The organism is Tersicoccus solisilvae (genome assembly GCF_014643255.1).
Lineage (GTDB): Bacteria > Actinomycetota > Actinomycetes > Actinomycetales > Micrococcaceae > Tersicoccus > Tersicoccus solisilvae.
Window position 1 is genome coordinate 47,319 of record NZ_BMJI01000014.1, and the last position, 25,190, is coordinate 72,508.

A 25,190-nucleotide genomic window follows, 5' to 3' on the forward strand; every position below is an offset into this window, starting at 1 on the left:
CGTCGTCATGTCCTGGTCAAGAATCGCATCCTCCGGGCCCGTCCGCCGGGACGGACGCGCGCGACGCGCCGGAGTGTCGGTGCGGTCGGATCCCCATCCGCGCCTGCCCCTGCCTGCCTGACTCCGGGGAAGGTGAGTCAGGTCGGGAGGACGGGCGGCTGGAGATCCCACCACAGCGCATCCGGCGCTTCGCGTGGTCCCGGTCGTCATCGCGGCCTCAGAGGATGCCCGGCAGGGCGTCCTCGTCGGTCTCGGAGAAGGCGTTCTCCTTCTCCGTCAGGTACTCGCTCCAGGCCTGGGCATCCCAGATCTCGGCTCGGGTGCCTGCGCCGATGACGGCCAGTTCCCTGTCCAGCCCCGCGTAGTCGCGCAGCGCCGCAGGGATGGTGACCCGCCCCTGCTTGTCCGGCACCTCGTCGGAGGCGCCGGAGAGAAAGACCCGGATGTAGTCCCGGACGTGACGCGACGAGATGGGGGCTTGTCGCATCTGTTCGTGGACCCGTTCGAACTCCTTCTGGCTGAACACGTAGAGACAACGCTCCTGCCCACGCGTGAGCACGAGACCGTCCGACAGTTCCTCGCGGAACTTGGCCGGAAGGATGAGACGCCCTTTCTCGTCGAGGCGGGGCGAGTACGTTCCCAGGAACATCTCGCACCCCCAAGCGCGTCTCCATCATCCTCTACTGTCCTCCACTTTACTCCACCACCCCCCACTGTCAATGCGCTCTCCCCCGCCGGTACGGCGTTGCCACGCACTGACGTGGCGTTTCGACGATGCCGAGCCGTCGCGGGCCGTCCTCGTGAGCGGGCCCGTGGTCCGGCAGGGTTGCTGCGGCGGGCGCGGAGTCGAGGCGGCCGATCTCGGGGCGACGACGCCGGGCGGTCGCACGGACCCGCGCCGTTGAGCGGATCGGCGGGCATCCGTCGGCGCCCGGGCGCTGTGCCCGCCGACGTCGTGCCGACGGCCGCACCGCCCGTCGAGGGAGGGGTGGAGGGAAGTGGAGGGCCGCGTGCGGACCGGCGTCGGGTGGCCGGACGGCGGGAACCGGGACGTGCCGGACGGCGGGACGGCAGCCGGAAGCGGCGGGGCGGAGGCGACGACCGGACACGACAAAGGGTCCGCCTGACGGCGGACCCTGGGGGTCATGGCAAGGTCATCGGTCGATCATCGGCAGGCGTGCAGTCGTGCCGTACGCGTCGTGCCGCACCAGGGGCGAGCACCCGGCCGCCCCGCGCTCGAGCCTTCACGCGGCGGGCTCGCGCCGGGGCTCAGGAGTCGTCGCGGCGACGCTCGTCCCAGCGCTCCTCGAGCGACGTCATGAAGGCGCTGCGCCGCGGCCGCGCCGAGGCACCACCATGCCCCTGCCCCCCGTGATCCGGGACGGTGCGACGACGCGAGGAGGCCCAGTAGATCCCGGCGCCCATGATGAGGAAGCCGAGGACCCCGAGCACGATGATCTGCGAGGAGATGCCGAAGAGCAGGACGAGGACACCGGCGACCGCGACCAGCGAACCGAGGACGATGTGCCGCGCGGCCAGCGACCGGGTCGCTCCGGATCCGAGCGTGCTGGCGAGCTTGGGATCCTCGTTGTGCAACTGCTGTTCCAGTTGCTCGAGCAGGCGCTGCTCGTGCTCCGACAGTGGCATCACTGCCTCCTTGCCCTCGGTCCGACCTGAAGGATCCCCGCGCCCGTGGTCCGGGCCCGTGAGAGAACTCCGACTCCTGGTCTGGAGAACGATTCTCGCACGGATTGTGTTCCCCGATCACTCGGAGATCGAGTGATTTCGCGGATCGGTCCGACGGGTCGCCTCTATCACGCTGCCGAGGTCCGACGGCGCAGCCAGAACGGTGTGTCTGACTCCAGAATAGAGGCCCGCCGAAGCCGATGGAAAGCCGTCTTACGGACCATGGGGATATCGCCGTCGCGAGGCGTCACGACGGCCCGGCGCGGCGAATTCGGCGTCGTCGGCGGGGCGTTCACCGTTCAGACCGGACGGTTGGTCCGGGGCGGTGCCGTTCGTCCGCCGAGCGACCTCCGGGCCGGTGAGCAGCCGAGCCGGGCCCACCGCCGTCGACCCGAACCGGCGGTGCACGTCGTCGAGCGTGCGTTCGGCGCTGCGCCAGTTGTTCTCGCGCCGGTCGATGCTCAGCTGTTCCGCCGCGCCGGTGGCGTCGGTCAGCGACTCCGCCCGCAGGCCGATCAGGCGCACGGGCATCGGCCGGCGCCCGAGGGCCCGCAGCAGCGCGACCGCGACGGCGTGCAGCCGCGCCGCGCTGTCCACGGCCTCGGTCATCGAGTGCGACCGGGTGAGCGTGGTGAAGTCGCTGTACCGCACCTTGATGGACACGGTGCGCGACTGCAACCGGGCCGCGCGCAGCCGCGCCGCGGTGCGGTGGGCCAGACGCAGCAGCTCCGCCTCCAGCCGCGCGTCGTCGGCGACGTCGACGGCGAAGGTCTCCTCGGCCCCGATGCTCTTCTCCACGCGGTTCGGCGTCACCGCGCGGGGGTCGATGCCCCACGCCAGCCGGTGGACGTGCTCCCCGGTGGCGCCGAGCATCCGCCGCATCGTCTCCACCGGGGTGGCGGCCAGCTGCGCCACGGTCGAGATGCCCGCGCGAGCCAGCACCTGGCGGGTCTTCTCCCCCACGCCCCACAGGGCCGTCACCGGCAGCGAGTGCAGGAACGCCACCGTGTGCTCCGCCGGGATCAGCAGCAGCCCGTCGGGCTTGGCCTGGGTGGACGCGATCTTGGCGACGAACTTGGTGCCGGCGATGCCGACCGTCGCCGGCAGGCCGAGCTCGGCGCGGATCCGCTCGCGCAGCAGGCGGGCGATCTGCCACGGCTCCCCGAGCCGGCGCACGGCCCCGCCGACATCGAGGAACGCCTCGTCGACGCTGACCTGTTCCACCAGGTCCGTGACCTCCGCGAACACCGCCATCACCCGTGCGGACATGCGCCGGTACTTCTCCATGGACGGCTCGACGATGCGCACCTGCGGGCACAGCCGCAGCGCCGCGCCCACGGGCATGGCCGAGCGCACCCCGTAGGCGCGCGCCTCGTAGGACGCGGAGAGGACCACCGAGCGCGGCGAGGCATGGCCGACCAGCACCTCCCGGCCACGCAGCGACGGATCGTCGAGCTCCTCCACCGAGACGTAGAAGGCGTCCATGTCCACGTGCAGGATGACGCTGCCGCGCGCGCCGTCCGACGACGCCGCTCTCGCCGGTCCGCCTCCCTGCTCCATCACGTCTCCATGCTAGGAGCCGCCGCCGACGGTTCCGGACCCCCGTCCCCGACGAGCGCCCGCCGACGGGAGCGGGACGAGCGCGACCCTAGACTGGCACGGACCGCAGAGAGGAGTCCGCAGCATGCCCGCACCGGTACGACCGGCTCGCGACGTCCCCGCCGACGGCCGCGCCTTCGTGGCCGCCGTCGACGCCGCCCTGGACGCGTTCCTGCGCGCCGAGGGCGAGAACCTGGCCGGGATCGTCGCGGACGGCCGGCACCTGACCGACGCCATCGCCAGCCTGAGCAGCGGCGGCAAGCGCATGCGGGCGAGTCTGTGCTACTGGGGGTATTCCGCGGTCGCCGAGGCCGCACCGGTCGACGTCGTGCAGGCGGGCCTGGCCCTCGAACTGTTCCAGACGGCGGCGCTGATCCACGACGACGTCATCGACCGGTCCGACACGCGCCGGTCGGTGCCGAGCGTGCACCGTCGCTTCGAGGCCATGCACGCCGAACGCGGCTGGGCCCTGGACGGCGGCCACTTCGGGGTGTCGGCGGCGGTGCTGGCGGGCGACCTGTGCCTGAGTTTCAGTGAGCAGGTCTTCGGTTCCCTCGGACCCGCCGCCGCGAGCGGAACGCGCGCCCGCCTCGTGTTCGACCGGATGCGGATGGAGGTGCTGACCGGCCAGTACCTCGACGTGCTGGAGGAGGTCGCCGGCCCGGACCGGGACCCGGCCGAGGCGGTCGCCCGGGCTCGCACCGTGTCCTCCTACAAGTCGGCGCGCTACTCGGTGGAGCGCCCGCTCGTGCTGGGGGCCGCCCTGGCCGGCGCCGACACCGACCTGGTCCACGCCCTCAGCGCGGCGGGCCTCCCCCTGGGCGAGGCCTTCCAGCTGCGCGACGACGTCCTGGGGGTGTTCGGCGATCCGGCGCTGACGGGCAAACCCGCCGGGGACGATCTGCGCGAGGGCAAGCGCACCGTGCTGATCGGGCTGGCCCGGCAGCACGCGCCGGCCGACGACGTCGCCCACCTCGAGGATCGGCTCGGTCGCCCGGACCTGGACGCGGCCGACGTCGCGCGGCTGCGCGCGATCCTCACCGAGTCGGGGGCGCTGCGCCGCACCGAGGAGCTCATCACCCAGCTGCACGGGCAGGCCCTCGCCGCCATCGAGCACCTGCCCGTGCCCGAGCGGGTGCGGACCGCGCTGACCGACCTCGCCGACCGCGCGGTCAGTCGCCAGGCCTGACCCGGCTGCCGGCAGCGGCCGGCATCCTCACCAGGCGAGCGCCTGCGCCCGCCGCCGGATCTCCGTCTTCCGCCCGGTGCGCAGCGCGTCGATCGGTCGCCCGGGGAGGGACTCGTCCGGCGTGAACAGCCAGCGCAGCGCCTCGTCGTCCCCGAACCCGGCGTCGCGCAGCACGCTGATCGTGCCCCGCAGGCTGTCCACCGGCCCCTCGTCCGTGAGGAAGTCCGTCGGGACACTGCGGACCGGCGGCTGCCCCACGCGGACCGCCAGCAGCGTGCCGTCGTCGATCAGCCGATGCACCTTCGTGACCTGGACACCGAGTCGCTCGGCCACATCGGGCAGCGGCAACCAGTCGCCGACGAGCTCGGCGATGCCTTCCGGCTCGGGGCGTGCAGCGGTGCCGGCGGTCGTGCTTGCGTCATGCGTGTTCACCCGTTCAGCGTGCCACGGACCTGCCTCCGGTGCCATGTCACGACGCGGCCACGCCGACCTCGGATCCGCCCGGCCGGAGGGCCGACGCGCCGATCCGACACGCCGGAGATCACACGGATCAATGCCGGGCAGCGAGACCTGTTTGTGATATCGCGAGTTTCCGGTAGATTCACAGCTGTCTCATTCGCCACACCTTCAACACCGGAACCATCCTCATCACGCCGACTGGGGAGGCACGAGGATGGTTCCGGTTCGGGGGTGCCCCCGATCCACGAGGACGACCATGTCTGCTGCCCACTCTCATGCCGTGCCCGCGGGCGACTCGGACGCGCCCGCGCCGAGCCGTCGTGTTCTCGGAGCCGCCGTCACCGCCGCCACCGTTCCGGCCGTGATGCTCTCCTCGCTCGCCCTGGCCGAGCCCGCCGCCGCCGCACCCACACCGGTGCCGGCGCACACCGTCTCCCACCTGCCACTGGTCGGTTCCCCCGCCGTCCAGGCGCCGACCCGGCTGACCGCTCCGATGCGGTCCGCCCCCGCCCGCTACACGGTCCAGCGGGGCGACAGCGTGTGGGCCATCGCGACCCGCTACGGACTCAATCCCACCTCCGTCCTGGCGCTGAACCGGCTGACCGGAGCCAGCGTCATCCACCCCGGTCAGGTGCTGCGCCTCACCGGCCAGGTCGGCGCTCCTGCCCCGGCCCCGGCGGCTCCCCGCCCCGCCGCCGCCCGCCCGGCCGCCGCCCCGGCGACCGCCGGCACCTACACGGTGCGTTCGGGCGACACCCTCTCGGCCATCGCGGCCCGGCACGGGGTCAGTCTCTCGTCGGTGCTCTCCGCCAACGGCCTGCGGATGTCCTCGATCATCTACCCGGGCCAGCGGCTGCGTCTGACCGGCTCCGCGGCCCCGGCGGCGCCGGCTTCGGCGGCCACGCCGCGTCCCACCCCGGGCACCGCCACCCCGGCGGCCACCGGCGGCCGGTACACCATCCGCAGCGGCGACACCCTCGGGGCAATCGCCGCCCGGCACGGCGTGTCCCTGCAGTCGCTGCTGAACGCCAACCGGATGTCGGTGACGACGGTCATCTACGCCGGCCGCACCCTGGTCATCCCGGGCCGCGGTGCCACCGTCGCCCCGCAGCAGGCGAGTTCGAACGCCGCCCTCGTGCCGAGCACGTTCCTGCACTACACCTACCCGACGACCGTCGTCGCGGACGCCAACCGGAACAAGGCGGCGCTGCTCGCCTCGCAGGTGCCCAGCCCGGCGCAGATGCAGCAGATCGTCGCCAGCACCGCGCGGTCGATGGGGGTCAACCCGGCCCTGGCGATGGCGTTCGCCTACCAGGAATCCGGCTTCTCGGCCACCGCCGTCTCCCCCGCGAACGCCATCGGCGTCATGCAGGTGATCCCGTCCTCGGGACAGTGGGCCTCGCAGCTGGTCGGACGGCCGCTGAACCTGCTCAACCCGTACGACAACGTCACGGCCGGCGTGGCCATCATCCGGGCGCTGGTACGGAGCAGCCCGAACCTCGACCACGCGATCGGCTCCTACTACCAGGGGCAGGGGTCGGTCAGCCAGCACGGCTTCTTCTCCGACACCCGCGCCTACGTCAACAGCGTCAAGGCGCACATGGCGCGGTTCAGCTGAGTCGCCTCCGGCGGGATCGACCCCGCCGACGACGGGCCCCGGTGCGAGTGTTGCGCCGGGGCCCGTCCCCGTCCGCCCCGTAGGATCGACGGGTGCAGCACCGCGTACCCGACCGGCTGGTGGGCCGGGTGATCGACCAGCGCTACGAGATCGTCGAGCGGCTGGCACGCGGGGGCATGTCCACCGTCTACCTCGCCATCGACACGCGGCTGGACCGCGAGGTGGCCGTCAAGGTGATGGCCGAGCACCTGAGCGCCGACCCCGACTTCCTCGACCGGTTCATCCGGGAAGCCCGTTCCGCCGCCCGTCTGAGCCACCCGCACGTCGTCCAGGTGCACGACCGGGGTGCCGAGGACGACGCCGTCTACCTCGTCATGGAGTACGTGCCGGGGCGGACCCTGCGGCAGGTGCTCGACGAGCGGGGACGGCTGACGCCGCGGCATGCGCTCGCCGTGGTCGACCCCGTGATCGACGGCCTGGCCGCCGCGCACGAGGCCGGGCTGATCCACCGTGACGTCAAACCGGAGAACGTGCTGATCCGCCACGACGGGCGGGTCAAGGTCGCGGACTTCGGACTGGTCCGCGCCGTCACCGCGCCGTCCCGGTCCACCACCCTGCTCGGCACCGTCGCCTACATCGCCCCCGAGGTCGTGCTCGGTGAACCGACGGACGCCCGCAGCGACCTCTACTCCGTCGGCGTCCTGCTGTACGAACTGCTCACCGGGCGGCAGCCGTTCACCGGCGCCAGCGCGGTGCAGGTCGCGTACGCGCACGTGAACTCCTCCGTCCCGCCGCCGTCCCGCTTGGTGCCCGGCCTGTCCGCCGAGCTGGACGAACTGGTGCAGTGGTGCGCCGCCACGGACCCGGACAACCGCCCGGTCGACGCGCGGGCACTGCTGGAAGAGCTGCGGCACATCCAGAGCGCGCTCTCGGACGACGACCTCGACAGCGCCGGGCCCGGGGCCGTCGGCGCCGACGTCCCCGCGGTCGGCTCCCCCGCTCGCCCACCGGTGCACGAGCCCGACGACGAGCCCGGACCGGAGGCGGACGGCACGGGGGCCACCGGGCTCCTGGGTGCGAGCCCCGCACTCGCCGCGGCCGCGGCGCGGGACACCGAGCGCACCGCGCTGCCCGTCCGGCCCGGCCGGCCCCCGCGGTCCGTCGCGGTCGACGACACCGTCGCCCTCGATGACGTCACGGTCGACGACACGGAGACGATCGGGAACAGCACCCGGGTGATCGCCCCGGTCGCCGCCACCACGACCCTGCCGGGTCCGCCCGCCCCTTCCAGGGGCGCGGCCGGCAGCGACACCGACTCCCCCGCGCCGACGACCGTCCTGCCCGTCCGCCACGCGGACGACCAGGATCACGGCGAGGACGACGGCCGGCACCTCGGCGAGGACACCGGTGAGGACACCCGCGCGGTGCCGGTGGTCCGGGACGCGACCGCCGCGCACGGCCGGCTCGACTCCGGGCGACCGGCGCCGGTTCGCTCCTCCGGCCGCGCCCGCTCACCCGGCCGACCGGGACGCGGCGCCAGCGCCACCGTCTCGCTGCACCGCGGCCACCCGCGCCGGCGCGGCGTACTGCTCGTGATCCTCGCCCTGCTGGTGGCCCTCGTCGCCGGCCTGCTCGCCTGGTTCTTCGGCTACGGCCCCGGGGTCGCGGTCGCGGTGCCGGACGTGCGGACCAGCACCGTCACCGCCGCGCAGCGGTCGTTGGCGCAACTGGGCCTGGACGGCACCGTCCGCCGCGTCAACGACGAGGTCGCGGCCGCCGGTACCGTGATCGACACCGATCCCGCCGCGGCCACCTCCGTGCGCCGGTTCCAACCGGTGACCCTCTACGTGTCGGCCGGCCCGCGGCTGTACGCGGTCCCGGGCCTCACCGGCCGGACCGCCGCGGAGGCGCGAGCGGAGCTGGCCGCGGTGCGGCTCGGCGTGGGCACCGTCAGCGGCACCTGGAGCGAGACGGTCGCCACCGGCCGGGTGATCAGCCAGTCACCGGTCGCCGGCAGTCAACGGCGCGGCGGCACGGGGGTGGACCTCGTCCTCTCCCGGGGCCGCCAGCCCGTCGCCGTGCCGGACGTCACCGGCGCCACCGAGCAGCAGGCCCGTCAGCGGCTGACCGACGCGGGCCTGACGGTCGCCGTCGCGCCGGCCCGCGTCTTCAGCAGCACGGTGCCGGACGGCGCGGTCACCGCGCAGGCGCCCGCCGGCGGTCAGACACCGCGGGGATCGACGATCAACCTGACGCTGTCGAAGGGTCCCCGCATGGTCGAGGTGCCCGCCGTCGTGGGTCAGCAGGTCGATCGGGCACGCCGCCAGCTCGAGCAGGCCGGGTTCCGGGTCCAGCTGCGCGAGGTGCTCGGCGGGTTCTTCGGGACCGTGCGGGCGCAGGACCCCCGCGAGGGCACCGCGCCGGAGGGCTCGACGATCGTCCTCACCGTCGTCTGACCCGGTCCGGACCGGGCGTGCACCGCCCGGTCCGCACGGGAGTCCGGGACCGGCTCAGTGCCCGGCGAGGGACTCCGCCGCCAGGAAGGCGAGCTCGAGCGACTGCTGGTGGTTCAGCCTCGGGTCGCACACGGACTCGTACCGGGTGAGGAAGGCCTCCTGGTCGATCCGGTCCGAGCCGCCCAGGCATTCGGCGACGTCGTCACCGGTCATCTCCACGTGCATGCCGCCGGGCACGGTGCCGAGCTCCCGGTGAACCTCGAAGAAGCCGCGGACCTCGTCCACGACGTCGTCGAAGTTGCGGGTCTTGTACCCGTTGGGGGACGTCACGGTGTTGCCGTGCATCGGGTCGGTGATCCACAGCACCGTCGCCCCGCTGTCGGTGACCGTGCGCACCAGATCGGGCAGCTTGTCGCGGATGACACCGGCGCCCATCCGGGTGATGAAGGTCAGACGGCCGGGCTCGCGCTCGGGGTCGAGCTTGTCGATCAGGCCGAGGACGTCGTCGCCGTCGGTGCCGGGACCGAGCTTGACGCCGATCGGGTTGCGCACCCGGGACAGGAAGTCCACGTGGGCGCCGTCCAGGTCGCGGGTGCGCTCGCCGATCCACAGGAAGTGCGCGGACGTGTCGTAGGGCAGCCGACTGCGGGAGTCGATCCGGGTGAGCACCCGCTCGTACTCGAGCACGAGCGCCTCGTGACTGGCGAAGAACTCGACCCCGCGCAGGGCGTCGAAGTCCGCGCCGCACGCCGCCATGAACTTCAGGGCGCGGTCGATCTGCGCCACCGTCGACTCGTAGCGCACGTGCGCCGGGTGCGCGGCGAAGCCGCGGTTCCAGTCGTGCACGGCGCGCAGGTCCGCGAACCCGCCCTGCGTGAACGCACGCACGAGGTTCAGCGTGGACGCGGCATTGTGGTAGGCCCGCACCAGGCGGTTCGGGTCATGGCGCCGGGACTCCTCCGTGAAGTCGTACCCGTTGACCATGTCACCGCGGTAGGCGGGCAGCGTCACGCCGTTGCGGGTCTCCTCGTTGGAGGAGCGCGGCTTGGCGAACTGTCCCGCCATCCGGCCCATCTTCACCACCGGCAGCGACGCGCCGTAGGTCAGCACGACGGCCATCTGCAGGATGGTGCGCACCCGCGCGCTGATCCGGTCCGCGGTGGCGCCGTCGAAGGTCTCGGCGCAGTCGCCGCCCTGCAGGACGAAAGCGTCGCCCCGGGCGGCGGCGGCCAGACGGCCGCGCAGCTTGTCCACCTCGCCGGCGAAGACGAGCGGCGGCGCGGAGGACAGCTCGGTCAGGGCGGCGTCCAGCTGCGGATCGTCCTGCCAGCCCGGCTGCTGCGAGATCGGCAGCGAGCGCCACGTGTCCAGGCCCGGATACACGGCGGCGCCCTCCTGGGTGCCGGTCGCGGGGATCATACGGGAACTGGGGGTGGCAGCGTCAAGACTCACCCGTCCAGCGTACCGGCGGCGCGAGCGGGCGCGGAAACCGTGTCCGGGCGCGACGCGGCGCCGAACCGCGCGACGCGGTCAGTCCCGCGGCGCCGGGTCCTCGCCGGCGTGCCCGGACCGCTTCTGCGCCGACTGCGCCTTGACCGTCGCCGCGTACACGTCGGGCACGTACTCCTGGCCGGAGAGCCGGGCCAGGGTCTGCATGATCTCGTCGGTGACGGTGCGCAGCACCGCCCGGTCCTCGTGCTGGCCGTGGTAGCGGCTGAAGTCCAGCGCCGGGCCGATGATGATGCCGACGCGACGCACGTGCGGGATGATCCGGCCGATCGGCTGCACCTTGTCGGTCCCGATCATGGCCACCGGGACCACCGGCACCCCGGCCTGCAGCGCAAGGGTGGCGACGCCGACCTTGCCGCGATACATCCGGCCGTCGGGGCTGCGGGTGCCCTCGGGGTAGATGCCGAGCAGCTTCCCCTCGCGCAGCACCTCGGCGCCGGCCGTCAGGGAGAGGGCCGACGCCGCCCCGCCGGAACGGTCCATCGGGATCTGGTTGATCAGCCGGAAGAAGAGCGCGGTGGCCCACCCCTTCGGGCCGGTGCCCGTGAAGTACTCCTGTTTCGCCAGGAACGCGACCGGGCGCGGGACGACCACCGGCAGGAACACCGAGTCGGAGAACGAGAGGTGATTGCTGGCCAGGATGGCGCCACCCGGGGCGGGGACATGGCGCAGGCCGCTCACCCACGGCCGAAAGATCAGTACGAGCAGGGGCCCGACGACGAGGTGCTTCATGAACCAGTAGAACAACGACGGCCCTTCCGCTCCGGTGACGCCCTCACCCTACCGGCGGGAGTCGGCGTCCGGCGGGATGTCGTCGCCCGGGCCGCCCCGGGCCCGCACTGGCACGATTTCCGGAGTGGCACGATAGGGGCATGCAGGCCACCACGGACTTCCTCGCGTTCTCCCGGGCCGGATCCGGGGCACGCGCGAGCACCGGCGTCGTCGTCAGTCACGGGTTCACCGGCTCGCCGACCTCGGTGCTGCCGTGGGCGCGCCATCTCGCGGATGCCGGGTTCGCGGTGCGCGTGCCGCTGCTCGAGGGGCACGGCACGAGCTGGCAGCAGCTGAACCGGACCAGCTGGCAGCAGTGGTACGGCAGCCTGGTGACCGCGTACCACGACCTCGCCGACCAGGTGGAGCATGTCGCGGTGGCGGGCCTGTCGATGGGCGGCACCCTGGCCCTGCGGCTGGCGGCCCAGTACCCGGTCGCCGGGGCCACGCTGGTCAATCCGGCGATGACGTTCGCCTCCCCGGCCGCCCGGTGGGTCGGCGCCCTCAAGTACGTGCGCCGGTCCCTGCCCGCGATCGGCAGCGACATCAAGGCCCCCGGGGTGGACGAGGAGGCGTATCCCCGCACGCCGCTGGCCGCCACTCACGAGCTGGCGCGGCTCTTCGCCGCCACCCTGCCGCTGCTGCCCGCGGTCGCGTGCCCCGTGCAGATCTTCCGGTCGACGGAGGACGCGGTCGTGCCGGACAGCAGCCTGACCGCCATCACCGATGGTCTCCCGATGCCCCCGGAGGTGGTCCCGCTGGCGAACAGTTACCACGTGGCGACCCTCGACAACGACGCTCCGCGGATCCTGGACGCCTCGGTCCGCTTCCTCGACGCCTGTGTGCGCCCCGGTGGCCGGCCGGACGGTCCGACCGGACGATGAGCGATCCCCGGGCGGTGGATCCGCCCCACTCCGACGACGAGGCGGCCTGGCAGGACCTGGTGCGCCGGTTCCACGAGTCCTCCCCGGGCGAGGGGGGCCCGGCCGGCACGCCTCCGAGCGGCGATCCCGCGGCCGAGGCGGATTCGCCCGGCGCGGCCTCCCCCGGCGTCCGTCCCAGCGCCGGCACCGGGGCCCGTCCCGGCCCGCGGGACCACGTCGTCGACGAGCCCGAGGACGACTTCGAACCGCCCGAGCCCCCGCCGCTGAGCTCCGCCGAGCCGGCCCTGGCGCTGGCCTGGACGGGCGTCGTCGTCTCGCTCGGCCTCGCGCTGGTGATCACCGTGTTCGTCCGGTCCGCGCCGAGCCTGCTCGGCTGGACGCTGGCCGGGGTCTTCCTCGTCAGTGCCGGTTACCTGGCGTCCCGGCTGCCCCGCGAACGGCACGACGACGACGACGGCGCCCAGGTCTGAGTCGCCTGCAGGGGGGGCACGACGCCGCCCGGCGCGTCAGCGGCGGCTGCGGGCGCTGACCCGGGCCAGGTCGGCCGCGCCGATCAGGCCGGCGTCGGCGCCCAGCGCGGCGGCGACGACGGGGGCGACCGGTCGGAAACCGCGCCCGGTCAGGTGCCGGGCGAACGCGCGCCGGGCCGGGGCCAGCAGCAGCTCACCCGCGGCGCTCAGCCCACCGCCGATGACGAACCGGCCCGGGTCCAGGGCGGCGGCGAGGTTCGCCAACCCGATGCCGAGCCACTGCCCCATGTCCTCGAGCAGCTCCCTGCTGGCCGGGTCCCCGTCGACGGCGAGACCGGTGACCAGCGCGCCGGTGATCGCGCCCGGATCGCCGCCGGCGGCGGCCAGCAGCCGGTGCGCGACCGGCGACGCGGCGGCAGCCAGGCCGCGCGCCCCCCGGCCCAGCGCGTTGCCCGAGGCGTACTGCTCCCAGCAGCCGCGGTTGCCGCACTCGCAGCGGTGCCCGTCCGGCACGAGGATCTGATGCCCGAACTCCCCCGCCAGTCCGTGCTCACCGCGTTCGAGCTGCCCGTCGCGCACCAGTGATCCGCCGATGCCGGTGCCGAGGGTGATGCACGCCAACCGCGACACCCGGCGCCCGGCACCGAACCGGTACTCCGCCCAGCCGGCGGCATCGGCGTCGTTGACCACGACGATGCGCCGGCCCAACCGGGCTTCCAGGGTGGCCCGCAGCGGCTCGTTGCGCCACGCCAGGTGCGGGCTGAACAGCACCGTCGACCCGCTCAGATCCATCCACCCGGCCGCACCGATGCCGACCGACAGGAGGCGGTGCTCGGCCGAGAACTCCCGCACCAGGTCCACGATCGTCTCCTCGACGGCCGTCGCGTCGGTGGCCGGCGTCGCCCGCTGCGCCCGCGCGACGACGACGCCGTCCGCGTTGACCACCCCCGCGGCCACCTTCGTGCCGCCGATGTCCACGCCGAGGGAGAGCGACCGCCGGGCCAGCCGGCTCGGCAGGCGGCGCGACGCGCGGCCCGGCAGGCGTCCCGGCGGCGGCTCCCGATGGGCGTGACGGGCCGCCGGCCAGGCACGGAGTCCGACCGGGCGAGCGCGACCGTCGCCGGCCGCGGCGGGCGCCGGGGCGGCCGGCGAGGGCGACGGGTGCTCCATGGCCGTCAGTGTAGGTCCGGGACCTCGCGGGGCCGCGATCGACCGGGGTGGCGGCCGCGCTTGCGCGGTCGGGCGGTCGCGCGGCTAGAGTTACCCGTTAGTAACTTCGGTCCCGGTGCCCGGCGCCGGCCGATATGCTGACCGAGAAGCAGACGGCGGCGACCGATCGCCCGACCGTCCGTGTGCTGCACACGATGTCGAAGGAGCTCTCGTGCGCGAAGCCGTCGTCCCGGCCCTGGTCGAGGTTGATCCGGACCTGAACATCACCGATCTGCTGCTGCGGCAGACCGCCAAGCCGAACGACCCGGCCCTGTTCGCGCGGCGCGGTGCCGGCGACGACTGGGAGGACGTGCCCGCCTCCCGCTTCCTCGCCGAGGTCACGGCCATCGCGCGCGGCCTCATCGCCGGCGGCATCCGACGCGGCGACCGGGTGGGCATCATGGCCTCGACCAGCTACCAGTGGTCGCTCGTCGACTTCGCGATCTGGTTCGCCGGGGCGGTGTCCGTGCCCGTGTACGAGACCTCCGCGCCGAGCCAGGTGGCGTGGAACCTCAGCGACTCCGGGGCGAGCGCCGTGTTCGTCGAGTCGGAGCGGCATCGGCAGACGGTCGAGCGGGCACGCGAGCTCGAGGATCTGTCCGATGTCCACGCGATCTGGACCATGGACGACGCCGGGTTGGCGCCGCTGATCGCGTCCGGTCGCGACGTGGCCGACGCCACCGTGGAGGAGCGACGCAGCGCGGCGGGACTGGCGGACACCGCGACCATCATCTACACCTCCGGCACCACCGGGCGCCCGAAGGGCGTCGCGCTGACGCACGGCAACTTCGTGCGGCTGTCCGACAACGCGGCCGCCGCCATCGCCGCGGTGGCGCACGAGGGCGCCCGCACCATCATGTTCCTGCCCCTGGCGCACGTGTTCGCCCGGTTCATCGCCGTGCTCGCCGTCTCCGCCGGCTGCGTCGTCGCGCACACCCCGGACGTGAAGAACCTGCTGCGGGATCTGCAGGGCTTCCGCCCCGACTTCATCCTCGTGGTGCCGCGCGTGTTCGAGAAGGTCTACAACGCCTCGAAGCTGAAGGCCGAGGACGGCGGGCGCGGCAGGATCTTCGCCGCGGCCGAGCACGTGGCGATCGACTGGTCGCGGGCCCGTCAGGCCGGTTCGGTGCCGCTGGGGCTGCGGCTCCGGCACGCCGTGTTCGACCGGCTCGTCTACGGCAAGCTGCGCGCCGCGATGGGTGGCCGGGTCCGCTTCGCCGTCTCCGGCGGCGGCCCGCTCGGCGAGCGCCTCGGCCACTTCTTCGACGGCGTCGGCGTGACCGTGCTCGAGGGCTACGGTCTGACCGAGACGACGGCGCCGCTCTCGGTGAACACCCCGGAGAAGATCAAGATCGGCAGCGTGGGGCCGGCCCTGCCGGGCAACGGCATCCGCATCGCCGAGGACGGCGAGGTGCTGGCCTCCGGCATCTGCGTGACCCCCGGCTACTGGCAGCGGGACGACCTGAACGCCGAGGCCTTCTCCGACGGCTGGTTCCACACCGGTGACCTCGGTGAGCTCGACGACGACGGCTACCTGCGGATCACCGGCCGCAAGAAGGAGATCATCGTGACCTCCGGCGGCAAGAACGTGGCGCCGAGCGGGCTCGAGGACGCCATTCGCGCCGACACCCTGATCTCGCAGTGCATCGTCGTCGGCGATCACCGGCCCTTCATCAGCGCCCTGGTCACGCTCGACGAGGAGGCGCTGCCCGGGTGGCTGGCGCGCCACCAGCTCCCGGAGATGCCGGTGGCCGAGGCGGCCGGCAACGACGCCGTCATCGCCCGCGTCCAGGAACTCGTCGACGCCGCCAACGAACGGGTGTCCCGGGCGGAGTCCATCCGCGCGTTCCGGATCGTGCCGACCGACTTCACGGAGGCCACCGGTCACCTGACCCCGTCACTGAAGCTGCGGCGGGCCCGGGTGGTGGCCGACTTCGAGGACGTGATCGAGGAGATCTACGCCGCGAAACAGCGGTGACCCCACCCACCACCACGCCACCACGCCACCACCACCGCGACCACGCCACCACGCGCCAGGTCGTCAATAGATGCTGCATCCGGGCCCCGCAAGGGGCAGGATGCAGCATCTATTGACGACCTGGCGCTGTCCGGCCCGGGGGGGCCGGGGGGAGCTACCCGCCGGTACCGAGGCCGAGGAGTGCGTTCTCGACCACCTCGGTCAGCGCCGGGTGGATCCAGTACTGGCCCCGGGCCATCCGGTGGGCGGGCAGGTCGGTGTGCATCGCCTGGATCAGCGGCTGGATGAGCATCGACGCCTCGTGGCCCATCAGGTGCGCGCCGAGGAGCCGGCCGGTGCCGCGCTCGGCGATCAGCTTGACGATGCCGGTCGTGTCCTCCATCGCCCACCCGTAGGCGGTGCTGCCGTAGTCCTGGACGACGACGGCGAGCTCCTCCCCCACGGCCGCGCAGTGCTCGCGGGCCTGCGCCTCGGTCATCCCCACCTGCGCGAGCTGCGGGTGGGTGAACACGGCGGACGGGACGAACCGGTGATCGCTGGCCAGCAGCGGCCCGGTGGCGGTGAGGTTGTGCGCGACGACGCGTGCCTCGTGGTTGGCGACGTGCTTGAGCTGGTGCTCGGAGCTGACGTCGCCCAGGGCCCAGACGCCGGGGACGGGCCGGCCGCCGGCGAGCACCCGCTGGTACGCGTCCACCGCCAGTCGGCCGTCCGGGTGCAGGTCCAGGCCCGCGGCGGCGGCGTCCAGCCGGTCGGTGTTGGGGATGCGGCCGGCGGCGATCAGCACGAGATCGGCCTCCACCGGGCCGGCGTCGTTCCCGTCGGTGTCCATCAGCCCCACCCGGACGGGGCCGGTGCCGGGCCGGTCCTCGTCGGCGGGGGCGATCCCGGTGATCTCGGTGCTCAACCGCACGTCCCACTGCCCGCGGGCGGCGGCGGTGAACCGCTCGGCGACGGTCGCGTCCAGGTGTGTGAGCAGCGCCGTCCCCCGCACCACCTGGGTGACCTCCACGCCGATCTGGCCGAAGATGGCCGCGAACTCGGCGGCGACGTACCCGCCGCCGACGATGACGAGCCGCCGCGGCGCCTCGGGGATGCGCATGATGGTGTCCGAGGTGTGCACCTGGGGCAGGCCCGCGCCGGGCACGGGCAGCTCGCGCGGCCGGGAGCCGGCGGCGATCACCAGCTGGTCGGTGGTGATCGCCCGGCCGGAGTCGGTGACGAGCGCCCGCGGTCCCGTCAGCCGGGCGTGCTCGGCGTAGAGGGTGACGTTCTCCTGCGTGACGTCACGGTAGGCCCGGCCGTCGGCGGAGATGGCGTCGATCCGGCCGAAGATGCGGTCGCGGATCGCCTGCCAGTGGACGGCGTCGCGGGTCAGGTCGACGCCGAGCCGTGCCGCCTCCGCCGGGACGGCGGCCAGCCCGGCCGGGTAGACGAACATCTTGGTCGGGATGCAGCCGACGTTCAGGCAGGTCCCGCCGAAGGTGCCGCCCTCGACGATGCCGACCGACCGGCCGTCCCACTCCGGCCCGAGGATGCTGTTCCCCGAGCCGGAGCCGACGATCACGAGGTCGTGATGGGCGCTCATCCGCGCCCGCTCACCCGACCACGACGATCAGGTCCCCGCCCTGCACCTGGGCGACGCCCTGCAGCGCGACCCGCGAGACGGTGCCGCCCGTCGGGCTCGTGATCGCGGCCTCCATCTTCATCGCCTCGATGGTGGCGACGGTGCCGCCGGGGGCCACGGTGTCACCCTCGTTCACGGTCACGGTGACCGCGCCGGCGAAGGGGGCGGCGACGTGGCCCGGGTTGGCCGGGTCGGCCTTCTCCGCCTCCTTGACGTTCGTCTCGATGGTCCGGTCCCGGACCGTGACGGGACGGCCCTGCCCGTTGAGCGTGCACATGACGGTGCGCATGCCCCGCTCGTCGGGCTCGCCCACCGCGTCCAGGGTGGCGATCAGCCGGACGCCGCGCTCGAGCGGGATGACGTGCTCGGTGCCGCTGCGCAGCCCGTACAGGTAGTCCCGCGTGTCGAGCACCGACACGTCGCCGTAGAGCTCGCGCGTGCGGGCGAAGTCGTCCGTGGGCCCGGGGAACAGCAGCCGGTTCAGCGTCGACCGGCGGCCGGCCGAGTCCCCGGCCAGGGCAGCCCGGTCCTCGGCGCTGATGTCCTCGGTCCGCGGCTTGACGGTGCGGCCCTGCAGCGCCTTGGTCCGGAACGGCTCCGGCCAGCCGCCCGGGGGGTCGCCCAGTTCGCCGGAGAGGAACTGGATCACCGAGTCCGGGATGTCGAACTTCTGCGGGTCGGCCTCGAACTCCTTCGGGTCCACCCCCTGCCCCACCAGCTGCAGGGCGAGGTCGCCGACCACCTTCGAGGACGGCGTGACCTTGACCAGCCGGCCGAGGATGCGGTTGGCCTCGGTGTACATGTCCTCAATGGCCTCGAACTTCTCCCCCAGGCCCAGCGCGATGGCCTGCTGCCGCAGGTTGGAGAGCTGGCCGCCGGGGATCTCGTGCCGGTACACGCGGCCGGTGGGCCCGGGCAGGCCGGACTCGAACGGGGCGTACACCCGGCGCACCGCCTCCCAGTAGGGCTCGAGGGCGCTGACGTTCTCCAGGTTCAGCCCGGTGTCCCGCTCGGTGTGGGCCAGCGCGGCGACCAGTGCGGACGCCGAGACCTGGCTGGTGGTCCCGGACATCGAGGCGGCGGCGACGTCGACCGCGTCGACCCCGGCGTCGACCGCGGCCATCAGGGTGGCCAGCTGCCCACCGGCGGTGTCGTGGGTGTGCAGGTGGACGGGCAGGTCGAACCGCTCGCGCAGGGCGCCGACCAGTGTCGCGGCGGCCGCCGGCCGGAGCAGGCCGGCCATGTCCTTGATCGCGAGGATGTGCGCGCCGGCGTCGACGATCCGCTGCGCCAGGTCCAAGTAGTAGTCCAGCGTGTACAGCGTCTCGTTCGGGTCCAGCAGGTCCGCCGTGTAGCACAGGGCCACCTCGGCGACGGCGGTGCCGGTCCTGCGGACCGCGGCGATGGCCGGCTCCATCTGACTGACGTCGTTGAGCGCGTCGAAGATCCGGAAGATGTCGATCCCGGTCTCGGCGGCCTCGGCCACGAACGCGTCGGTGACCTCGACCGGGTAGGGCGTGTACCCGACGGTGTTCCGGCCGCGCAGCAGCATCTGGAGGCAGATGTTCGGGATCGCCTGCCGCAGCTTGGCCAGCCGTTCCCAGGGGTCCTCGCCGAGGAACCGGAGGGCGACGTCGTAGGTGGCCCCGCCCCACGCCTCGATCGAGAGCAGGGTCGGGGTGAGCACCGAGACGGCCGGCCCGGCCGCGACGAGGTCACGGGTGCGCACCCGGGTGGCCAGCAGGGACTGGTGGGCGTCCCGGAAGGTCGTGTCCGTCACCGCGACGGCCCGCTGCGCGCGCAGGTCCGCGGCGAAGCCCTCCGGCCCGAGCTCGAGCAGGCGCTGCCGGGAGCCCGACGTCGGGATCGTCGGCAGCGCGGTGGAGGTGCGGGACTCGCCGGGCGGGTCCACCGGCAGCTTGAGCGCCGGGTCGGCATGCACCGGGTTCTCGCCGTTCGGCTTGTTGACCGTCACGTCCGCGAGCCAGGTCAGCAGGCGGGTGCCCCGGTCGGCGGAGCCGCGGGCCTGGAGCAGCTCGGGCCGATCGTCGATGAAGGACGTGGCGACGTTGCCGGCGACGAACTCCGGGTCGTCGAGCACCGCCTGCAGGAAGGGGATGTTGGTGGAGACGCCCCGGATGCGGAACTCGGCGAGCGCCCGCCGCGCGCGGGCGATGGCGATCGGGTAGGTGCGGCCGCGGCAGGTGAGCTTGACCAGCATCGAGTCGAAGTGGGGACTGATCTCGGCCCCGGAGTAGATGGTGCCGCCGTCGAGCCGGACGCCGGCGCCGCCCGCGGACCGGTACCCGGTGATCCGCCCGACATCGGGCCGGAAGCCGTTGGCCGGGTCCTCGGTGGTGATCCGGCACTGCAGGGCCGCGCCCCGGATCCGGACGGCGTCCTGACTCAGCCCGAGGTCGGCCAGGGACTCCCCCGCCGCGATCCGCAGCTGCGACTGGACGAGGTCGACGTCGGTGATCTCCTCGGTGACCGTGTGCTCGACCTGGATGCGCGGGTTCATCTCGATGAACACATGCTGCCCGGCGCGCTCCCCGACGGTGTCGACGAGGAACTCGACGGTACCCGCGTTCTGGTAGTTCAGGGCCTTGGCGAAGGCGACGGCGTCCCGGTACAGGGCCTGCCGGATGTCCTCGTCCAGGTTCGGGGCCGGCGCGATCTCGATGACCTTCTGGTGCCGCCGCTGCAGCGAGCAGTCCCGCTCGAACAGGTGCATGACGTTGCCCTGGCCGTCCGCGAGGATCTGCACCTCGATGTGCCGGGGCCGCAGCACCGCCTGCTCGAGGAAGACGGTCGGATCGCCGAACGCGCTGTCCGCCTCCCGCATGGCGGCGTTGAGGGCCTCCGGGAGGGCGTCGCGGGTGTCGACCCGGCGCATGCCCCGCCCGCCGCCACCGGCCACGGCCTTGACGAAGATGGGGAAGCCGATGGTGTCGGCGGCGGCGATCAGCTCGTCGGGATCGGCGCTGGGCTCGCTGGACGCCAGGGTCGGGATGCCCGCCTCCTTGGCCGCCTTGAGCGCGGCGACCTTGTTGCCGGCCAGCTCGAGCACCTCGGCCGGCGGGCCGACGAAGGTGATGCCGGCGTCGGCGGCGGCGCGCGCGAGGTCCGGGTTCTCGGAGAGGAAGCCGTAGCCGGGGTAGATCGCGTCCGCGCCGGCCTCCTGGGCCACGCGGATGATCTCGGCGACGTCGAGGTAGGCGCGGACCGGGTGGCCCTCCTCCCCGATCAGGTAGGCCTCGTCGGCCTTCTGCCGGTGGATCGAGTTCCGGTCCTCGTAGGGGAAGACCGCCACGGTCTTCGCTCCCGACTCGTAACCGGCGCGGAACGCCCGGATCGCGATCTCGCCGCGGTTGGCCACCAGGATCTTCGAGAACATGAGGGTGCGCTCCTCTGCGTCGTCGCACGCGTCATCGCGCGCCCGGGTCAGGTGTGTTCATACCTTAGCCGCCGGGACCGATGTCGCGAGGTGTGCCCCGTCACACCGGGCACGGCCCGTCCTGCCGCCCCCTCCTGACCTATGATGAGATGCGGTGCGCACCGTCCTGCGCGGCCCCGGCACCGCCGGCCAGGGAGTAGGAAGCGGAGTCACGCGTGCACGTCGTCAGCATCACCAGTCTCAAGGGCGGCGTGGGGAAGACGACGGTCACCCTCGGCCTGGCGTCCGCGGCGCTGCACGCGGGCCTGCGGGTGCTGGTGGTGGACCTGGACCCGCACGCGGACGCGACGACGGCGCTGGCCGTGCGCCGCGGGCGCGGTGTCGACGCCGGGCACCTGCTGCGCAACGCCCGCCGGCAGCGGCTCGCCGACGCGATCGCCCCGAGCGCCTGGAGCCGGGTGGAGCGCACCCGCGTGCCCGGGACCGCCGGCAGGCTCGACGTCGTGCCGGGCTCGGCCTACAGCGGCATCTTCGACCGGCCCGACCTCGGCCGCCGGGACCTGACGCGGCTGCATCGCCTGCTCACCCGTGACGACGAGACCACGGCCGCCCACGACCTCGTCCTGATCGACTGCCCGCCGTCGCTGAACGGTCTGACCCGGATCGCCTGGACCGCCAGTTCCGGGGTGCTGCTGGTCGCCGAGCCCGCCCTGTTCTCGGTCGCGGGCACCGAGCGGACCCTGCGGGCGCTCGACCTGTTCCGGCACGAGTACGCCCCGGGCCTGCGCACCGCCGGCATCGTCGCCAACCGGGTGCGGCAGGACTCCCCCGAACAGGTGTTCCGGCTGCGGGAGATGGAGCGCATGTTCGCCTCGCTGCTGCTTCGCCCGGCGCTGGTCGACCGGCCCGTGCTGCAGCAGATCCAGGGTGCCGCCCACGCGGTGCACCACTGGCCCGGGGCCGACGCGGTCGCCGCGGCGCGGGACTTCGACGCCGTGCTGGCCGGCCTGGGTCATCTGGTCGAGGACACCGGGCCCGCGCCGGCCCTGCAGCCCACCGCCTGACACCAGGAGCCCGGAACGCGAGAACGGCCGGCCCGCTGGGGACCGGCCGTGGAAACGGGAGGCGGCCCGGGTGACCCGGGCCGGACGATCAGGAGATGCGGCGGGCGTTGCGACGCCGGCTGAGCTCGTCGTCGGGGAAGTCCTGCTGGTCCGCGTGCTCGGAGGGGAGCTCGGCCAGGCTGCCCTCGACCTCGCGCCAGACCCGGCCGACGGCGATCCCGAAGACGCCCTGCCCACCCTGGACCAGGTCGATGACCTCGTCGGCGGACGTGCACTCGTAGACGCTGGCCCCGTCGCTCATCAGGGTGATCTGGGCCAGGTCCTCGACCCCGCGCTGACGCAGGTGCTCGACGGCGGTGCGGATCTGCTGGAGGGAGACGCCGGTGTCGAGCAGCCGCTTGACCACCTTCAGGACGAGGATGTCGCGGAAGCTGTAGAGCCGCTGGGATCCGGACCCGGAGGCCGAGCGCACGGCGGGTTCGACGAGGCCGGTGCGGGCCCAGTAGTCCAGCTGCCGGTACGTGATGCCGGCGGCCTTGCAGGCGGTCGGGCCGCGGTAGCCGGCGTCCTCGTCCAGGACCGGCAGGTCCTCGGTGAACAACAACCCCTGAGCACCTTCGGCGGGCTGGGCATCGTGAGCGGCGCGGCGGAGTTCGCCGGTTTCACCTTTCGGACTCACGTGGACCCTCCTTCATCAGTAGCTCCACTGGGGGGAAGCGGGCACCGCCCAAGTCTACCAAGCGGGGTCACGGCACGTCGGGTCGAGGAGTGAACCGTCGATCCGATCCGGCCGGGAACCGCAGCGCGAGAGGCTGGAACGGACCCGAAGGAGCTGTCTAGGAACGACGTTAGAGCCCCGGGTGCAGCGGGTCAAAGACCCGGGCCCGGACGGTGCGGCGTGTCGCGATCCCCGACGGAGCCGTCGGCGGGCGGCCGGTCAGCTCTCGAAGTCCTCCGGTTCGACGTCGTCGAGGAACTGCCGGAACCGGCGCAACTCGCTCTCGGCGTTCTCGTCGTCGCCGCGCCCACTGCCGCCCTCGTCGTCCTCGGTGACCTCCCCGGCCTCGGTGATCTGCACGCCGGCGTCGTCGAGCACCTCGGGGGCGCACAGGATGGGGCAGTCCACCCGGATCGCCAGGGCGATGGCGTCCGAGGCACGGGAGGAGACCGTCGCGCCGGAACCGAAGACCAGCTGCGCGTAGAACACGGCATCCCGGACGGCGAGGATGTGCACCTGCGTCAGCTCGGCGCCCAGCGCTTCGATCACGGAGATCATCAGGTCATGGGTCATCGGCCGGGGCGGGACGATGCCCTGCTGGGCCAGCGCGATGGCACTGGCCTCGGGTGCGCCGATCCAGATCGGCAGGTGCCGCTCGCCGCGGGCCTCCTTCAGGAGCACCAGCGGTTGGTTGGCCGGCAGCTCGATCCGGACGCCCAGCACCTCCATGGCGATCATCGCGGGACCAGCCCCCTCACCGGTTCACTCGTCCAGCCGGTCGATCCGGCCGTTGACCAGGGCGCGGTGCAGACTCAGGCAGGCCTCGCTCAGTTCGCGGGCGGCCTCGGCCGCCCGGGCCCGGGAGGCGGTGTCGCGACGGGAGGCCAGCGGGGAGATGGCCTGTTCGACGAGGCTGAGTTCGCGGTCCGCGGCCACGCGGAACGCTCGCAGGTGCCGGGGCTCGATCCCGTGCGCCTGCAGCTGGACGCAGGAGCGCACTGCCGCGAGGTCGTGCTCGTTGTAGTACCCGTCCACCGGGCTGATCAACCCGAAGCTGACCAGCTTCTGCAGCAGCTCGCTGGGCGCCTGGGCCTGCCGGCGCAGCTCGAGGGCCGAGAGGCGACGGCCACGGGCCGACAGGTCGTCGGCCAGCTGCGGGGAGACCATCCGGGGACTGACCGCCGCGGCCGGCAGGTTCTCCGGCCGTTCTCCGCGATCGATGGCCTCGCAGTACTCCTTGATCACCTTCAGCGGCAGGTACCGGTCCCGCTGCAGGGCCAGGATGAAGCGCAGTCGCTCGATGTCCGCGTGCGTGTACTTGCGGTACCCGGCCGGGGTCCGCTGGGGGGCGATCAGGCCCTTCTCCTCCAGGAACCTGACCTTGGACGCGGTCACCGACTCGAAGTCGTGGCGCAGCCGGGACAGCACCTCACCGATGGTGAAGACGCGACCGGAGCCACCCGCGGCCGCGGGGACCGGTGTGCGCCGGGACGCCGGATCGGGACCGGGCACGCTCAGGCCCGGCCCGGTTCGGCGGCGGAGGGACCGGAGCCGGCCCCCGGGGCACCCGCCGACGCGGCGGCGCGAGAGGGGTAGAAGGTGAGCCGGAACTTGCCGATGCGCACCTCGTCCCCCGAGGTCAGCGCCACCTGGTCCACCCGGTCGCCGTTGACGTAGGTCCCGTTCAGGCTGCGGCGATCGACGAGGTCGAATCCGTCGTCCGTGCGCCGGAACTCGACGTGACGCCGCGAGACGGTCACGTCGTCGAGGAAGATGTCGGCGTTCGGGTGCCGCCCGGCCGTGGTGACCGACTGGTCCAGCAGGAACCGGGCACCCGCGTTGGGGCCCTGGTGCGCGATGAGCAGGGCCGAGCCCACCGGCAGGGCGTCGATGGAGGCCTGCTCCTCGGGACTGAGCCGGGGAACCACATGGTGCGTTCCGGTGATCGGAGCGACATTGATCGACGTCGTGTCCAACGACGACTCCCGTGATGTGTTCACGATGCTGCGTTCCCCATCCCTCCGGGGTACCCCCGTGGTCATCTGGTCTGGTCCGTCGCGTCGCACGCTCCCCTGCTGCGACCGCAACGCGCAAGGCACGCACCGGGTGCCGGCGCGTCGTTCCTCCGCGGTGTGTTCAGCCTACCTGTTGTTGATAGCCCGCCGCATCGAGCAGCTGGTCAACGGCCTGCGGATCGTCCAGGCGCAGGTCGAAGAGCCACCCCTCCCCGTACGGGTCGGAGTTCACCAGGGCCGGGTCGTCCTCGAGCGCCTCGTTGCGGGCCACGATCTCGCCGTCCAGCGGCGCGAACACCTCGCTGACGCTCTTGGTCGACTCGATCTCCCCCACGGCCTCACCCTGGCTGATGGCGGTGCCCACCTCGGGCAGCTGCACGAAGACGACGTCACCGAGCTCCTGCTGGGCGAAGTCGGTGATCCCGACGCGCACCACGGTCTGCTCGTCCGCTGCGGAGATCCACTCGTGCTCCTCGGTGTAGCCGAGTTCTTCGGGGATGGTGGACATGGGACGCCTTCCTCGAGCCGGGGCGGTCGGTCCGTC

21 protein-coding genes are annotated in these 25,190 nt (G+C 73.1%); 7 read left to right on the forward strand and 14 right to left on the reverse strand.

Translation table 11 applies throughout. The features are described from left to right. Positions 1-217: 217 nt before the first annotated feature. From mraZ to dinB, 3 genes are all read right to left on the reverse strand, one after another. Positions 218-649 (reverse strand): division/cell wall cluster transcriptional repressor MraZ, encoded by a 432-nt coding sequence (gene mraZ / locus IEX22_RS11045; protein WP_188668463.1) that lies wholly within the window; start codon positions 647-649, stop codon positions 218-220. A 620-nt stretch (positions 650-1,269) separates the two neighbouring features. Further along, the gene (locus tag IEX22_RS11050; protein WP_188668464.1) at positions 1,270-1,647 is read right to left on the reverse strand and encodes an SCO2097 family morphological protein; all 378 of its coding nucleotides are present in this window, start codon (positions 1,645-1,647) and stop codon (positions 1,270-1,272) included. Between the two features lie 252 nt (positions 1,648-1,899). Beyond that, positions 1,900-3,246 (reverse strand): DNA polymerase IV, encoded by a 1,347-nt coding sequence (gene dinB, locus IEX22_RS11055; RefSeq protein WP_188668490.1) that lies wholly within the window; start codon positions 3,244-3,246, stop codon positions 1,900-1,902. Between the two features lie 124 nt (positions 3,247-3,370). Here dinB and IEX22_RS11060 point away from each other — a divergent pair, with 124 nt between their 5' ends. Then, positions 3,371-4,474 (forward strand): polyprenyl synthetase family protein, encoded by a 1,104-nt coding sequence (locus tag IEX22_RS11060; RefSeq protein ID WP_188668465.1) that lies wholly within the window; start codon positions 3,371-3,373, stop codon positions 4,472-4,474. A 27-nt stretch (positions 4,475-4,501) separates the two neighbouring features. Here IEX22_RS11060 and IEX22_RS11065 read toward each other — a convergent pair whose 3' ends face one another. Beyond that, a complete protein-coding gene (locus IEX22_RS11065; RefSeq protein ID WP_229659967.1) occupies positions 4,502-4,846 on the reverse strand; it encodes an Rv2175c family DNA-binding protein in 345 nt (114 codons plus the stop codon). A gap of 343 nt (positions 4,847-5,189) precedes the next feature. Between IEX22_RS11065 and IEX22_RS11070 the strand changes: the two genes are divergently transcribed. After that, on the forward strand, positions 5,190-6,551 hold the full coding sequence (locus IEX22_RS11070) for a lytic transglycosylase domain-containing protein (RefSeq protein WP_188668467.1): 1,362 nt from the start codon (positions 5,190-5,192) through the stop codon (positions 6,549-6,551). A gap of 92 nt (positions 6,552-6,643) precedes the next feature. Next, complete coding sequence (locus IEX22_RS11075; RefSeq protein WP_188668468.1) at positions 6,644-9,007, forward strand: Stk1 family PASTA domain-containing Ser/Thr kinase; 2,364 nt, start codon at positions 6,644-6,646, stop codon at positions 9,005-9,007. 54 nt (positions 9,008-9,061) lie between these two features. On the opposite strand, the gene IEX22_RS11080 is transcribed toward IEX22_RS11075, so the two are convergent. Further along, on the reverse strand, positions 9,062-10,426 hold the full coding sequence (locus IEX22_RS11080; protein WP_188668491.1) for a class II 3-deoxy-7-phosphoheptulonate synthase: 1,365 nt from the start codon (positions 10,424-10,426) through the stop codon (positions 9,062-9,064). Positions 10,427-10,537: 111 nt separating this feature from the next. Further along, positions 10,538-11,263: a lysophospholipid acyltransferase family protein gene (locus IEX22_RS11085; RefSeq protein WP_188668469.1), complete on the reverse strand. Its 726-nt coding sequence runs from the start codon at positions 11,261-11,263 to the stop codon at positions 10,538-10,540. A 125-nt stretch (positions 11,264-11,388) separates the two neighbouring features. Between IEX22_RS11085 and IEX22_RS11090 the strand changes: the two genes are divergently transcribed. Then, the gene (locus IEX22_RS11090) at positions 11,389-12,171 is read left to right on the forward strand and encodes an alpha/beta hydrolase (protein WP_188668470.1); all 783 of its coding nucleotides are present in this window, start codon (positions 11,389-11,391) and stop codon (positions 12,169-12,171) included. After that, a complete protein-coding gene (locus IEX22_RS11095) occupies positions 12,168-12,641 on the forward strand; it encodes a hypothetical protein (RefSeq protein ID WP_188668471.1) in 474 nt (157 codons plus the stop codon). Before IEX22_RS11090 ends, IEX22_RS11095 begins: the two co-directional genes overlap by 4 nt. 36 nt (positions 12,642-12,677) lie before the next feature. Here IEX22_RS11095 and IEX22_RS11100 read toward each other — a convergent pair whose 3' ends face one another. Next, positions 12,678-13,811, reverse strand: a complete 1,134-nt coding sequence (locus IEX22_RS11100) for an ROK family protein (RefSeq protein WP_188668472.1) — start codon at positions 13,809-13,811, stop codon at positions 12,678-12,680. A 211-nt stretch (positions 13,812-14,022) separates the two neighbouring features. Between IEX22_RS11100 and IEX22_RS11105 the strand changes: the two genes are divergently transcribed. Beyond that, complete coding sequence (locus IEX22_RS11105) at positions 14,023-15,828, forward strand: AMP-dependent synthetase/ligase (protein ID WP_188668473.1); 1,806 nt, start codon at positions 14,023-14,025, stop codon at positions 15,826-15,828. Between the two features lie 154 nt (positions 15,829-15,982). Here the strand turns inward: IEX22_RS11105 and IEX22_RS11110 are convergent, their stop codons facing one another. Both IEX22_RS11110 and IEX22_RS11115 read right to left on the reverse strand, forming a co-directional pair. After that, positions 15,983-17,413, reverse strand: coding sequence for a mycothione reductase (locus IEX22_RS11110; RefSeq protein WP_188668474.1), 1,431 nt, complete (start codon positions 17,411-17,413; stop codon positions 15,983-15,985). A gap of 10 nt (positions 17,414-17,423) precedes the next feature. Further along, positions 17,424-20,849, reverse strand: a complete 3,426-nt coding sequence (locus tag IEX22_RS11115) for a pyruvate carboxylase (protein WP_188668475.1) — start codon at positions 20,847-20,849, stop codon at positions 17,424-17,426. A gap of 215 nt (positions 20,850-21,064) precedes the next feature. On the opposite strand from IEX22_RS11115, the gene IEX22_RS11120 reads away from it, so the two are divergent. After that, positions 21,065-21,913 (forward strand): ParA family protein, encoded by an 849-nt coding sequence (locus tag IEX22_RS11120; RefSeq protein WP_188668476.1) that lies wholly within the window; start codon positions 21,065-21,067, stop codon positions 21,911-21,913. A gap of 88 nt (positions 21,914-22,001) precedes the next feature. On the opposite strand, the gene IEX22_RS11125 is transcribed toward IEX22_RS11120, so the two are convergent. The 5 genes from IEX22_RS11125 to gcvH all read right to left on the reverse strand — a co-directional run bounded on the left by IEX22_RS11125 (position 22,002) and on the right by gcvH (position 25,154). Further along, positions 22,002-22,592 carry a MerR family transcriptional regulator gene (locus IEX22_RS11125; RefSeq protein WP_188668477.1) on the reverse strand — a complete coding sequence of 197 codons (591 nt, stop codon included), beginning with the start codon at positions 22,590-22,592 and terminating at the stop codon, positions 22,002-22,004. 258 nt (positions 22,593-22,850) lie between these two features. Beyond that, positions 22,851-23,369, reverse strand: a complete 519-nt coding sequence (locus IEX22_RS11130) for a bifunctional nuclease family protein (protein WP_188668478.1) — start codon at positions 23,367-23,369, stop codon at positions 22,851-22,853. Between the two features lie 24 nt (positions 23,370-23,393). Continuing rightward, a complete protein-coding gene (gene ftsR / locus IEX22_RS11135; protein ID WP_229659969.1) occupies positions 23,394-24,068 on the reverse strand; it encodes a transcriptional regulator FtsR in 675 nt (224 codons plus the stop codon). Between the two features lie 77 nt (positions 24,069-24,145). Next, on the reverse strand, positions 24,146-24,673 hold the full coding sequence (locus tag IEX22_RS11140; protein WP_188668479.1) for an FHA domain-containing protein: 528 nt from the start codon (positions 24,671-24,673) through the stop codon (positions 24,146-24,148). A 94-nt stretch (positions 24,674-24,767) separates the two neighbouring features. Further along, positions 24,768-25,154 (reverse strand): glycine cleavage system protein GcvH, encoded by a 387-nt coding sequence (gene gcvH / locus IEX22_RS11145; RefSeq protein WP_188668480.1) that lies wholly within the window; start codon positions 25,152-25,154, stop codon positions 24,768-24,770. Between the last annotated feature and the right edge of the window lie 36 nt (positions 25,155-25,190).